Genomic DNA, 13,167 nt, shown 5'->3' on the forward strand with positions numbered 1-13,167 from the left:
CGCCCCCTCCCCCTCTTGCGCCGCTAGGTGGGGCCCCGGCGCCCGCTTGCCAAGGGGGTCGCCGGCGCCGGTCTCGGCGCCAGCGCCGCCCCGGCTGGGCTGACGCCGGACGCGGCGCGACCCTGCCGCGGCGCCGGCGCGCGGCGCCGGTGGCGTCGAGATCCCCGGATTGCGCCGGTCAGGACGCTTGCAGCCAAAGTCCGGCTCCGCCCGCGGGCAGGCTGCAACTTTTCCGCGAAAAACGGCGTGAGGTCTCTTTCTGCGCGGCGAGCGCCCCGGTAATGTGCCTCGGGGAGGCGGAGCTTCGGAGCTTGGACCGGGATCAGCAATCGGACGATTGGCGCGACCGCATGTCGGAGCGGGCGGCGCTCGCCGCCCGTGCCGCAGGCATCGGTATCTGGGAATGGGATGTCCGGAGCGCGTCCCATCATTGGGACGCTCAGATGCGCCAGCTCTTCGACCTGCCAGCCGAAGCGCCTGTCGATCTTCCCGAAATCCTGCGGGCGGTCGACCCCCGCGACCGACGCCAGGTCGCGGCGGACCTGGAAGCCGCCGCCGGCGGCGCGGCGTTGGACATGAAGTTCCGCATTCGAACGCCGCGGGGCGCGCTGCGCTGGATCCGCACCGTCGGGGAACTGTCCAAGGCCAGCGACACCGCCCGCCTGCTCGGGGCGTCCTGGGATGTGACCAGCTCTCAGAGCCTGTCTGTCGCCTTGCAGGACGAGAAGGAGCGGCTGGAGGTCACGCTTGCGGCCCTCGGCGACGCGGTCGTCACCACAGATGCGGACGGCGTCGTTCGTTTCCTGAACGGAGCCGCCGAGACCCTCCTGGCGCTGCCCGCCGATCGCGCCGTGGGCCGTCCCCTGGACGAGGTGCTGGACCTTCGTTCCACCGAAGGTGGCGGGCGGCTGCCGAACATTGCGCGGGCGTGCGTCGCGCGCGGCGCCACGCGGCTGACGCAGAAGGCCTGGCTGACGACCCCGCTGGGGACCATTTACGAGATCGAGAGCACGGTCTCCTCCATCGTGACGCGCCGGGGGGACATCATCGGCGCCGTGCTGGTGATCCAGGATGTGACCGATGCGCGACGCCAGGAGCGTCAGCTGCGCCACGCCGCCACCCACGATCCCCTGACCGGTCTGGCGAACCGGACGCTGCTGCAAGAGGCCCTGAAGGAGGCGGTCATCGAGGCCGGGGCCAGCGGGAGCCGACACGTGCTCTGCTACGTGGATGTCGACCAGTTCAAGATGATCAATGACACCGCCGGACATGAAGCCGGCGACCACTACCTCTGCCAGGTGAGCGGCATCATCCGCAGCCAGATCGGGGGCAGCGACCTGCTGGCGCGCATCGGCGGCGACGAGTTCGCGCTCCTGCTGCGAAAGACCGACATCGAGGCCGCGCAAGGCACGGCGCAGCGCATCATCCAGGCCGCGACCGATTTCCGGTTCACCTGGAAGGACGACGTCTTCCGCACGGGGTTGAGCATGGGGCTGTGCGCGGTGGATGGCGCCTTTGGTCCTGGCGAGCTGCTGAGCCAGGCGGACCTGGCCTGCTACGAGGCGAAGACCGCTGGGCGCGGGCGAGCGGCCGTTTTCGCGCCGGAGGACACCGCCATGGCGGAACGTCGCCGTGAGATGGCGGTGGTGGCCGGCATGCGCGACGTCCTCAGTGAAAACAGGCTGGTCCTGTTCGCTCAGCCCATCGTGGCGGCGAGGGCCGCCGATGGCGGCCACCGCTACGAGCTGCTCGTGCGGATGATCGACACCGGGGGGAGGCTGGTGGCGCCCGGCGCCTTCATCCCCGCCGCGGAGCGGTTCGACCTGATGTCGGAAATCGACCGCTGGGTCGTGGAGGAAGCGGTCGGCCGCCTGGGTCCGCGGATCGCCGAAATCGAGAACCTGCAGATCTCGATCAACCTGTCCGCAGGGTCCCTGAACAGTCCTGCCATGCTCATCCAGCTTGTGGAGCTGCTCCAGACGTCGCCAGTGCTCAGCTCTGCGATCACCTTCGAGATCACGGAATCAGCGGCCCTCAACAATCTGGCGACCACCGGCGACGTCATGGAGCGGCTGCGAGCCCTGGGTTGCAAGGTCGCCCTCGACGACTTCGGCAGCGGCGTGAGTTCCTTCGCCTACCTGAAGCACTTCGGGGTCGACAGCGTGAAGATCGACGGCAGCTTCATCCGCAACATCACCCGCGACGAAACCGACCGAGCCATCGTGGAGTCCATGAATGCGCTCGCCCACCGACTGGGGGCGACGACGGTCGCCGAGTTTGTCGAAGACGCAGACACCCTGACGGCGGTCACCGCGATCGGGGTCGATTATCTGCAGGGCTATGCGTTCGGCCGACCAAGGCCTTTCGAAAGCGTGCTGGAGGCGCTCGCCCCGAAGCCCCCCCATCCCAATCGCGCCGCCTGACTTCAGCGGCAGGTTCCCGGGCTCTGGACCCGCGCGCACGGCGCCTGCCCGCGGCCGGTTCGCCGGAGCGGACGGCGGGTCGCGTTCGTCAGGTTCGTCCCGTGGCGCCGGGTCGCGCGGGAACGCGACGATCGTTCGGGCGCCGCGCGTCCCGCAGCGCTGTCTGGGCGGGCCGATCCTTCCGCCCTCGAGGGCCTCAGCGGCCGCCTGCCAGCAGACGGCGGGCCGCCTCGCCGACCGCAACGCCCCAACGCCACGGCCCCGCTGGCGTCGCCTCGCCGCCCAGGGCGGCGTTCAACGCCGCCATGTACGGCGAGTGCGGCCGTTCGAGCGCAATCGGCCGGCCCAGGTTCAGCCCGTTGATCAACTCGTCCCGACCGGCTGGCAGGCGGACCACGCGCTCCAAGCCGAGCGCCGCCTGCATCTGCTCAGGCGTCACGTTGATCATCGGGCTGTACTCATCGACGATCAGGGTGACGCGGCGACGGGCGTCCACGTCATGCGGCAGGCGCAGCAGGAGATCCTTGGCGTCCCGAAGCGCCGTGAACTTCTGCGGGCAGACCAGGTAGACGTCGGACGCCCAGCTTACGAAGGTGCTCAGGAGCAGGGCGTGGCGGATTCCAGCGGCGTTGAGCACCGTCTCGCCGAACAGAGACCGCACCGCCCGGATGGTCCTCAGAAAGGCTTCCGGAGAGACCGCCGTCTCATCGCTGGCCCGCACGGAGAGCGGCAGGAGCCGTAATCCGGAGCCAGGATGGTGCGCGAAGGCGGACAGCACCAGGGAGCGGTCGAGACGCACAAAGTCGCGGACGGCGTCCGAGATCGTGTAGGCCGGCGCAATGTCCAGAGCCGCCCCGGCCTCGCTGGCCGGCAGCTGGCAGTCGATCAGCAGCGCCTCGGGCTGGCGCCGTGCGCACAGGAGAGCCAGATTGAGGGCGAAGAGGCCCGCGCCGCCGCCCGGCTGTGCGCTCAACACGAGGGAGAAGGCGCCGGTGGCGGCGCGTTCGTTCTCCTCCAGCCTTCGCAAGTGTCTCTCCAGGCGCTCACGCCACGTGTCCGAGCTGGCGTCGCGATGGAGAAGCTCGGCGCAGCCGGCTCGCATGGCGGCAAGCACATCCCCGTCGTCGCCGGCGTCGCCCAGGACCAGCACGGCAAGGCTCGGGTGCGCAGACGCCACCCTCGCCACCATGTCCGGCAACTCGGCCGCGGCCAGTCCTTCGTTCAGGTCAAACAGCAGGAGGCTGGGCTTCAGCGTAGCCACGTCGTGGGCGACACCGTTCAGCGGACCCTGGAGGAGCGTAACGCCCGCCAGACCCTCCGCCGCCGCCCGCACCCGGCGATAGAGCCGCTCATCCTGGCTCACCAAGGCGATCCCGGGCATGCGCCTACCTCACGACGCCGGACGTGCGATGCGCGGACGTCCGGCGCTTTGCGGTCGAACCGCGTCGGGGCCCCTCGGGCGTTCGGCGTGCATCGGCCTCAGGGGACGATCTCGGCGTCCCGCCGCGCCGCTGTCGCTCGCGGTCGCAAGGGCAGGCGCGCTGCGTCGCTGGTCCCGCATCGAGGGCGACGCAGCCGCCCCCCGCATGGGCCCAAGCGGCTCGAGATGATCGCCAGGCCCGGCGCACGGCCGCGCGCGCTCGACGCTTAAGGCGAGACTGCTGGACTGGATCACGCCCCTTCCCCCAACCTGGCGCCGCTGATCTTCGCGAGGCTGACGGACAATGGCAAGGCTCGCGACGCCGCGTCGCGCGATCGTCCAGCGGCCTCGCCGCCGCCAGACGATGGGTCGGCCGATGCTTTGGCGGTCCTGACGCCTGTGCGCGCACCCGCCCGAAACGCCTTCGTGGGACGAACGCCAGGCCTGACCGGGCGGCGTCGCCGCGGCGGCCACGGGGCGCAAACCGCGCGCCGCCGCAGCTTCAGCCGACGGCCCTGCAAGCGCCCGCCAAGCCCTGCGGGCTTGCGGAGCCGTTCTCAACGTGGCTGCGGCTGCCCGGCTGGGACAGCAAGCCATGACCTTACCGCTCGCGGACGCCCGCTTTGGTCCGGTGGCGTTGGCGCATCGGCGCCCCGGACACCTTACGCCCGCGGCGTGGCGGCTCGACCGGCCGCCGCCCCACGACTAGGATCGCCAGCAAATCTTGCCTCTCTTGCAGAACCTTGGCGGCCTCCCGTCGCGCCGCAATGAGGAAGGACGCCGAGACTTGAGCGACACGCGCAGCCAAGCGGGCCGGTCGTCCGCAGCCTCCGGTCGCGGGGGCGCGGATCCGGCTTCGCGACCGTCCGCGGGCGGACGCCCTCAGCGCGATCTGCGGGATCGACCCTTCGCGCTGCGCCTGCAGAGGGCCTGTGACGAGAACGCGCAGGTTCCCGCGTACAACCACGGACGGCAGGCCTGGGTCCGCCACCAGCTGGAGCATCGGTTCGGGACGCGGGTCAGCAACGAGACGGTCAGCAAGTGGTTCACCGGCGTCGCGCGTCCGCGACCCGACAAGATCCGCCTCCTGGCCCAGCTGCTGGAGGTGGATGAGGCCTGGCTTGCGCTCGGCGGCGCGTTGGAGGTCGACTATCGGGAGCGCAAGATCCGCAACGCCATGGCCAGCGGGGCCGTGAACCTCGTCGCGGGCCTCATCCAGATGAGCGGCGGCCACCCGGCGTTTCCCGAGGAGAACGACGCGTGCGCCGGACGGGGCGCGCGCATCGACCTGTACGCGATCATCGCGGGCGCGCACTATGTATTGCACGTGACGCTGGCTGAGGCCCAAGGCGACGGCCGCTATCGGTTCCTGGTGCCCTATGGTCACGAAGACCGCACCGTGATCGGGGTCGTGCGGAAGGAACCGCTGAGTTGCGACCTCCTGAAGCTCCCGTCCGACCTGGTGGACACCCATGGCTTACGCCGCGGAGCGCACATTGAGGTGACGGTGCAGACGCCGGACGTTCTGACGGCCAGCGGCTATGCTTCCGGCTCGGACATCTGGCCACGAATCACCACCTTCGCCGAGCGGCTCTGAACAGCGGGGTCGGCCCCGGGGTGTGAGCGCCAGCCCCAATGTCGCGGCGTCGCGGGACGGCCGCCACGCTGCTGTTGACGAAGGCCTTCTCCTGCGGGCGCGGGCGGCTCCCAGGGGCCGCGGGTCACCTTTGGCGCGTCTCCGCCGCCTCGAACAGGGCGGTTGGACCGCCCGCCCCTGGCGAGGACGCCCATCCGCCCCGGCAGCGGGGCGTCTGAAGGTTCTCGCGCACGATCCACCTCGCCCGACGGCCGGCCCCTGCTCGAACGATCCCAGGCCCCGTGGGTCGTGGGCTCGGCGTGCGGGGGCTAGGGCGTCGCCTCCCAGCAGGCGACCACGAGCCGCCAGGTCACCGGCACGCCCGGCGGGTGTCCGCGATGCGACAAGGGGGCAGGCTCGCCGCCCCGCAGCGTCGTTTCGTGCCGGCACTCGCACTGATAGATGCCGGAATATTCAACCCGGGCGGGCGCCGCCCAAAACCGGTCGAAGTCGGCGGCGTCGCTCTTCCGCAGGACGCCCACGTGCTTGTAGATAGCCATGTCAGAGCCTTAAGACGCGGGCGTCGTCGGGGCTAGCGGGCGGCCCGTACGACCTGCAGGTCGTGCAGCGTCAGCTCGGCCTTTCCGAGCGGGGTTCCAGCGGCCAGGCCGGTGAGCACCCACCCCTGCGCCGCCCCGCTCCAGGCATAGCGCGCCACAATATCGCTCTTCGGCCGGGGCGGCCGGCCCTTCTCGCCGCCGAAACCCGACAGGGGGATGAAAGTCACCCGGCAGCTTCGACCGTCGGCGAGACCCAGGGCGGCGAAGCGCGGCTCCGCCGCCCCTGAGCCGGCTCGGGCGAACACCAGATCGTAGCGCTGTCGACCATCGTAGATCGCCAGCCGCCCCGCACAGGGACCCGCCGCCTGCGGCCTCAGCTGCAGCCGGAGAAGCTGGGTGAGCGGATCGACCGCCCCGGGCGCCCGTGGCGCGGGGAAGACCACCAGACGCGTCTTGGATCCCTGCTGCTGACGGTATCGCTCCGAGGCGAGCGCGGCGCCGCGCCGTCGCCCCTCCGACCGGACCACGAGCGCGAAGGGCTTGACGGCGCCGGCCAAGCCGCCGGTGCTGATGCGCGCGCCCGCCCGATAGCCGGCCGGCGTCAGGGCGGCGTCGTGCCGGACGTCGAGGAGCTTGATCACCAGGCGACCCTCGTAGGTCGCGCTGACCCGCGTCTGCGCCTGCGCCACGAGCGGCCCGGCGCCGGCGGCCAGGGCGAGCGCCAGCGCGGCGAAGCGGCTCCCTCGGCGCATGTGGATCAACGACGCCTCCTCGCCTGACAGTGAGCCTGCAGCGCCGTCCCCCGCCTGTCCAGGGCGCCGCAAAGTCCGTGACGGCGGCAGCGCTAGACGTTAGGTTACACAACTATGATCCCGCCGCTCGATGGACAGACCGTGCTCGATGTGTCGCGCGACGACCATGAGGCCCGGGCGAAGGCGACCGCGGCGCTGCGCGCCGTGGCCATGGACGACGCCAACATCCCCCACCCGGTGCGGCTCACCGCCGCCCTGGCGCTGATGGACCTGAAATCGGGTCGCAGCCTCGCCGAGACCCTCGCCTGGTTCGCCCAGGAAACCGGCGTGGACCTGGCTGAACTCCGCGCCTGACCGTATCGCGGGCGGCTTGCGGCAAGTTGGCTCGCGCGGCGTCTGTCGCCTTGACGGCCGTAGCAGCCAAAGGCATCTGCAAGCCGAGAAGCCGCTGGGCGCGGCGCGCACCACGGTCATGTTCGGACTGATCAGAAGATCCAAGCCGACGCGTCAGCGTTCGCTACCGCCGGGGGAGCGGGTCTACGCTGTGGGCGATGTCCACGGCCGAGCGGACCTGCTTCGCCCGCTGCTGGCGGCGATCGTGGAGTCGGCGCGGGGCGCAGGCCGCGCGACGGCGGTCTTCCTCGGCGACTATGTGGATCGCGGTCGCGATTCCCGCGACGTGATCGACGCGCTGCTGGACTTCCACGCCCACAGCGGCCTTCAGACTCGCTTCCTGCGGGGCAATCACGACGACACTCTGTTGCGTTTCCTGGAGGACGCACGCGTCGGCCCGACCTGGATCGATTACGGCGGCGCCGAAACCCTGGAGTCCTACGGCGCCCCCATGCCCGCCACGCGGCACGACGCCGACGCCTGGGAAGACACGCGCAGGGTGTTCGCCGAGCGGCTGGGGGCGCGGCATCGGGCGTTCTTCGAGGGCCTCGAACTCAGCTGCGAGATTGGCGACTACTTTTTCGCCCACGCCGGCGCCCGACCGGGCGTGCCGCTCGAGGCCCAGACGGCGCAGGATCTCATGTGGATCCGCTCCGAGTTCCTCAAGGGGCGCGGCGGCTGGGACAAGACGGTCGTCCATGGGCACACCCCGGAAGAGGCCGCGGTCCTGACCGAGCGGCGCATCGGCGTCGATACGGGCGCCTACGCCACGGGCCGGCTCACGGCGGTGGTGCTGGAGGGCGCCGATCGCCGCCTGCTCCAGGCCGTGGCGGCGCAGGGTCGGGTCGAGATCGAGGGACGAACATCGAGCCAACTTGAGGCGTCTGACGCCTTGAACTAGGAAATGATAATGCGTGCAATCATCACCTCCCTGCGGGCGGCCGTCGCCGTGGCGGCCGTGCTTGCGGCCAGCCCCACCTGGGCGCAACCCAGCGCGCCGAGCGCCAGCGTGCGGACCGCCGACGACTATCGCCTGGACGCCGGTGACCGGCTGCGCATCATCGTCTTCGGCGAGGAGAACCTGTCGGGCGAGTTCGCCGTGTCGGGATCCGGCGATGTGGCTTTCCCTCTGGTGGGCGCGGTGCCGGCCGCCGGCCGCACGATCGCCGAGCTGCAGGAAGCCATCCGCGTTCGGCTCGCCGACGGCTACCTGCGCGATCCGCGCGTCTCGGCCGAGGTCCTCACCTATCGTCCGTTCTTCATCCTCGGCGAGGTGCAGAAGCCGGGCGAGTACTCCTACCGCAACGGTCTGACCATCCTGAACGCCGTGGCCACCGCCGGCGGCTTCACCTACCGCGCCAACAAGAAGCGCGTTCTCGTGCGCAAGGCCGGGGATGGGCAGGAACAGGAGGTCAGGCTGCGCGCCGATACGCCGCTCTCGCCGGGCGACACCATCGTGGTGCGGGAGCGCTTCTTCTGACCCGGGCTCCCGTTCCGCTTCGCCGCAGCGCCGTCCGCGCTGCGAGGCTGCCGCTCGCCGCGGCCGCGGCGTTTGGCGCTTGCGGCTGGGAAACGGCGGCGCTGGCGCAGGAGCTCGGCGTCCTGCAACAGCCCCCCGCCTACGCCCGCGGCCGCAACACGGCCGTGCGCGAACGGCCGCAGCCCGGTTGGGAGCCGGTGTCCAAGCGTCTCGGGGCGTTCGAACTCTATCCGGAGGTGGCGGTCGGCGTGGGGGCCACTTCCAATGTGAAGAAGGCCGAGACGGACGAGCAGGGCGATCGCTACGTGCGCCTGCGCCCCGGCGCACGGCTGTTCTCCACCTGGTCGCGGCACGGCGTGGGGCTGGCCGCCTGGACGGCGCACACCCGCTACGATCGCAGCTCGGAAGACAACGCTACCGAGTACCTGGTTTCGGGCGCCGGTCGCCTGGACATCCAGCGCGATCTCTGGCTGGACGGCCGGCTCAGTCGGGCCCGCTTGGTGACGTCGCGGACCGACCCCGACGTGCCGGTGGACACCCTGGAGCCGGTCTACAATGAGCAGTCCCTGGCCTCGCTCAGTCTGTTCAAGACCACGGCGCGCATGCAGTTCGCCGCGGCGGTGACGGCCCAGAGCGACGACTACGGCGTGGTGGCGCGCGCGGGCGGCGCGCGGGCGGACTTCAACCGCCGCGACCGCGACTACTTCAGCTATGGCGGGCGCGCCACCTATGCCCTGTCGCCGGACTTCGCCGCGTTCGCGGCGGTCCTGCGCGAGACCTCCGAGCGGCCGAACGCCGTGGGCGATCGCCTGGATTACGACAACGTCAGCCTGCTGGGCGGGGCCAACTTCGACCTCACCAACCTCGCCCGCGGCGAGATCGGGGTGGGCTACCTGCGCCAGACCTACGAGGCGGCCGGGCTGGGCTCGGACTCCGGTTTCGCCTGGAACGCGGAGTTCCAGTGGTTCCCCTCCCAGCTGACCACGGTCAGCTTCAACGCGGCGCGCCGCAGCGCGCCGCAGCTGGACGAAAGCTCGCCGGGCGGCATCAGCACCAGCGCCGGCGTCACGATCGATCACGAGCTGCTGCGCAATGTGATCGTGTCGGGCCGGCTGTCCCGGGGCGATGTGGACTTCGCGCTCATCGACCGCAAGGATGAGCAGACCCGCGCCGGCGTTTCCGTGGGCTACCGCATGAACCGCCGGCTGCGCGCCGATCTCGCCTTCGACTACAGCAAGCTCGATTCCACCGGCGCCAACCGGAAGCGTTCCTTCGACGACCGCACGGTCACCTTCACCGTGTACGCCTATCCTTGACCGGACTCCGCTCACCATGACCTACGTCCCTGCCGCCCCGGCGCTTCCCTCCTGGGCCAATAGCCTGGTGCGCGGCCCGGCCGACCTGCGCCGGCTGGTGGTCACCGTGCGTCGCTACTGGCTCGTGTTTCTGGGTGTCCTGGGCGCCGTCATGGCCGCGGACATCGTCTACACCTTCACGCGAACGCCGCTCTACACGGCCAACGCCAGCGTGATGATCGACACCCGCCAGCGCTCGGTGAGCGACGTCAAGGAGGTGGTGTCGGATCTGGCGCCGCAGACGGCGGTGGTGGACACGGAGGTGGAGCTGATCCGCTCCCGGGCCCTCGCCGGCCGGGTGGTCGACACCCTGAACCTGACCCGGGACCCGGAGTTCAACCGCGCTCTGCGGCCCGGCCTCTTCGGCGGCCAGCCCCAGCCTGCCACCACCCCGGAAGCGCAGCGCCGGCATCGTGAGGCCACCATCAATGCGGTGATCAACCGCCTGAAGGTGCAGCGGCGCGGCCTGACCTTCGTCATCGACATCAGCTTCACCTCCGCCAACGCGGAGAAGGCGTCGCGCATCGCCACCACCTACGCCGACCGCTATCTCACCGCCCAGCTGGACGCCAAGGTGGAGGCCACCGCCCGGGCCAACCGCTGGCTGGCCGAGCAGGTCGACCAGCTGGGCGGCCAAGTGCAGCAGTCCGAGCAGGCGGTGGCGCAGTATCAGGCGCAAAGCGGCCTGCTGACGGCCACAGGGTCGCAGCTTACCGAGCAGCGGGTGTCGCAGCTGCTCGCGGCGGAAAGCCAGGCGTCCGCCGATCTCGCCGAACAGCAGGCGCGCCTGGCCACCGCGCGCCAGCAAATGGCCCGGGGCGGCGGCGGCGAAGACATCGGCGAGGCGATCGCCAATGACGTGGTCAAGCAGCTGCGGGTGCAGCTTTCCGAGGAGCAGCGGCGCCAGCAGGAACTGCTGCAACGCTACGGCCCGCAGCACCCGGAAGTGCTGAAGTCGCGCGAAACCCAGAACCAGATCCGCGCCAACATTCAAGGCGAGGTGCAGCGTGTGGTGAGCAGCCTGCAGGCCAACGCCAACGCCGCGCAGCAACGCCTCGCGGCGATCCAGAACGAGCTGGGTCGCGCGCGCGGCGAGCTCGCCCGCGGCAAGAGCGCGGAGGTGGGGTTGAACCAGCTCCAGCGGAGCGCGTCCGCCTCCAGCACGCTCTATCAGTCGTTCCTGGAGCGGCTTCAGGAGACCTCCTCGCAGCAGGGCTCGCTGCAGTCGGACGCTCAGCTCGTGGCGCCCGCCCAGCTGCCGCTGTCGCCCAGTTCCCCGAAGGAGGCCCTGAACCTGGCGGTGGGCTTGGTGCTGGGCCTGCTGCTCGCCACCGCCTCGGTGGTCGGCATGGAGATGTGGTCGGGGGAGGTGCGCACGTCCGAAGACGTGGAGCGGATGCTCGGCGCGCCGGCCATGGGGTCTGTGCCCACGACCCGCACCGAAAGCGCCACGCCGCCGGCGCAGTTCTTAATCGACAAGCCGTTGTCGGCCTTCGCGGAGAGCTTCCGCGGCCTTCGGGCGGCCCTGGGGCGCGCGGACCTGGATCGCGAGATCCAGGTGCTGGCGGTCACCTCCAGCGTGCCGGCCGAAGGCAAGTCCACCACCTCCCTGTGTCTGGCCCGCTCCTCCGCCCTGGCCGGTCAGCGCACCATCGTGGTGGATTGCGACGTTCGCCGCCGCGGCCTGGAGGAGATCCTGCACGCGCGTCCGACGGTGGGCCTCCTGGAGGTGCTGTCCGGCGAGGCGCCCCTCGAGTCCGCCCTGCTCCTGGACGAGCCGTCCGGGGCCATGATCCTGCCGGTGGTCGGCGCGCAGTTCACGCCCCGGGAGATCTTCAACACCAAGGCCTTCGCAGACCTGCTGCAGGCTCTGCGCGAGCGGTTCGACATGGTGATCCTGGATTGTGCGCCGGCCCTGGCCGTCGCCGACACCCGGGTGATCGCCAAGCAGGCGGACGCGGTGCTCTTCCTCCTGCGCTGGCAGAAGACCCCGGCGCGCGCCGCCCGTCTGGCGATGGACGCGCTCACCTCGGTGGGCGCGCGCATTGCGGGCGTCGCCCTGACCCAGGTGAACCTGCGCTCGCAGGCGGCCTACGGCTACGGCGACAGCGGCTACTACTACCGCGAATATGCCAAGTACTACAGCAACTGACCCGAAGGGGCGGCCCGGAGGGCCGCGGCGGACGGGACGCGCCCGGGGTCCAGCCGGCGCGCCATCGCCGCGTCGCCGGCGCCCACGCCCGAGCCGCCGCCGGACGTTGGCCCTCATCCCCTTGTGGCTGCTGGTCCTGGCGCTGCTCGCCGCCGCCGCCGCCCAGGGCCTGGCGCGGGAGGTCTGGCTTGCGGACCTTGTGGCCCTCAGCCGCAACCTCGTGGTCCTGGCCGCCCTCGGGCTGCTGGCGGCCTGTCTCGTCACCCGCCGCCTGTGGCTGGTTCTGGCCGCCGGCCTCGCCCTGGCGGTCAATGTGGCGCTGCTGTTCAACGCCAACGCCGGCCTGCGTCCGGCCGATGGCGTCGCCCCGGCGCAGGCGCCCCTGACGGTGGCGACCTACAACGTCGGCTGGGAGGACGCCGCCTTCGAGCCCTTCGCCGCCTGGGCGCGCCGCGACGGGCCTGAGGTGATCGCCCTGGCGGAGCTGTCGGACGGCTGGCGCCAGCGCCTCCCGGAGCTCGTGGACGCCTATCCCTATCGCGCCAGCCGACGCCTGGAGGGCGACATCCGTCAGGATGTCCTCAGCCGTTCCCCCATCCGGGATGCGGCCGCCTACCGGCCGGTGCCCTCCCGCAGCGCCGTGGCCGCCTCCGTGGAGACCCTGGCCGGCCCCCTGGAAGTGGTGGTGCTCGATCCGCCGAAGCCGAAGTCGCAGGCGGAGTGGCGGGCCCGCAACGCCTACCTCGCCCTGGCCGCCCAGTGGGCCAGCCAACGCGGCGCCGGCCGGCCGGCGGTGGTCACCGGCGTGTGGTACGTCACCCCCTGGTCGCCCACCTTCCGCGACACCCTCACGGCCGCCGGCGTGGCCTCGGTCCAGTCCCTCAGCCTTCCCTTGGCCGGTCCCGGGGCCCTCGGGCGGGTCGGCGCGCTGGTGGCCCAGCCTCTGGATCATCTCGCCGTGACGCCCACGGTGGCCACCGGCGGCTGCGCGCTGGGCCCAGACCTGGGCGGGGAGCATCGGCCGCTGCTCTGCCGCCTGCGGCCCTGAGCGCCCGG

The 13,167-nt window shown here is 71.2% G+C and carries 11 protein-coding genes; 8 read left to right on the plus strand and 3 right to left on the minus strand.

Translation table 11 applies throughout. The annotated features are described in order from the left end of the window. Positions 1–311 precede the first annotated feature (311 nt). On the plus strand, positions 312–2,423 hold the full coding sequence (locus tag ACE3Q8_RS15705; RefSeq protein WP_374471232.1) for an EAL domain-containing protein: 2,112 nt from the start codon (positions 312–314) through the stop codon (positions 2,421–2,423). 196 nt (positions 2,424–2,619) lie between these two features. Here ACE3Q8_RS15705 and ACE3Q8_RS15710 read toward each other — a convergent pair whose 3' ends face one another. Next, positions 2,620–3,804 (minus strand): hypothetical protein, encoded by a 1,185-nt coding sequence (locus ACE3Q8_RS15710; protein WP_374471233.1) that lies wholly within the window; start codon positions 3,802–3,804, stop codon positions 2,620–2,622. Between the two features lie 826 nt (positions 3,805–4,630). Here ACE3Q8_RS15710 and ACE3Q8_RS15715 point away from each other — a divergent pair. After that, the gene (locus tag ACE3Q8_RS15715; RefSeq protein ID WP_374471234.1) at positions 4,631–5,440 is read left to right on the plus strand and encodes a helix-turn-helix domain-containing protein; all 810 of its coding nucleotides are present in this window, start codon (positions 4,631–4,633) and stop codon (positions 5,438–5,440) included. A 308-nt stretch (positions 5,441–5,748) separates the two neighbouring features. On the opposite strand, the gene ACE3Q8_RS15720 is transcribed toward ACE3Q8_RS15715, so the two are convergent. Both ACE3Q8_RS15720 and ACE3Q8_RS15725 read right to left on the minus strand, forming a co-directional pair. Then, entirely contained in the window at positions 5,749–5,979 is a 231-nt protein-coding gene (locus tag ACE3Q8_RS15720) for a hypothetical protein (RefSeq protein WP_374471235.1), read from the minus strand. A gap of 32 nt (positions 5,980–6,011) precedes the next feature. After that, entirely contained in the window at positions 6,012–6,740 is a 729-nt protein-coding gene (locus tag ACE3Q8_RS15725; RefSeq protein ID WP_374471236.1) for a hypothetical protein, read from the minus strand. Positions 6,741–6,845: 105 nt separating this feature from the next. Between ACE3Q8_RS15725 and ACE3Q8_RS15730 the strand changes: the two genes are divergently transcribed. The 6 genes from ACE3Q8_RS15730 (at position 6,846) to ACE3Q8_RS15755 (ending at position 13,159) form a co-directional block, all read left to right on the plus strand. Continuing rightward, positions 6,846–7,085 carry a hypothetical protein gene (locus tag ACE3Q8_RS15730; RefSeq protein WP_374471237.1) on the plus strand — a complete coding sequence of 80 codons (240 nt, stop codon included), beginning with the start codon at positions 6,846–6,848 and terminating at the stop codon, positions 7,083–7,085. Between the two features lie 190 nt (positions 7,086–7,275). After that, positions 7,276–8,025 (plus strand): metallophosphoesterase family protein, encoded by a 750-nt coding sequence (locus tag ACE3Q8_RS15735; protein ID WP_374471238.1) that lies wholly within the window; start codon positions 7,276–7,278, stop codon positions 8,023–8,025. 9 nt (positions 8,026–8,034) lie between these two features. Beyond that, positions 8,035–8,604: a polysaccharide biosynthesis/export family protein gene (locus tag ACE3Q8_RS15740; protein WP_374471239.1), complete on the plus strand. Its 570-nt coding sequence runs from the start codon at positions 8,035–8,037 to the stop codon at positions 8,602–8,604. A gap of 164 nt (positions 8,605–8,768) precedes the next feature. Next, entirely contained in the window at positions 8,769–9,920 is a 1,152-nt protein-coding gene (locus tag ACE3Q8_RS15745; protein ID WP_374471240.1) for an outer membrane beta-barrel protein, read from the plus strand. Positions 9,921–9,936: 16 nt separating this feature from the next. Continuing rightward, complete coding sequence (locus ACE3Q8_RS15750) at positions 9,937–12,111, plus strand: GumC family protein (RefSeq protein WP_374471241.1); 2,175 nt, start codon at positions 9,937–9,939, stop codon at positions 12,109–12,111. A gap of 106 nt (positions 12,112–12,217) precedes the next feature. Continuing rightward, a complete protein-coding gene (locus ACE3Q8_RS15755; protein ID WP_374471242.1) occupies positions 12,218–13,159 on the plus strand; it encodes an endonuclease/exonuclease/phosphatase family protein in 942 nt (313 codons plus the stop codon). Positions 13,160–13,167: the final 8 nt, after the last annotated feature.

The sequence above is a fragment of the Phenylobacterium sp. genome (assembly GCF_041913825.1).
Classification (GTDB): Bacteria; Pseudomonadota; Alphaproteobacteria; order Caulobacterales; family Caulobacteraceae; genus Phenylobacterium.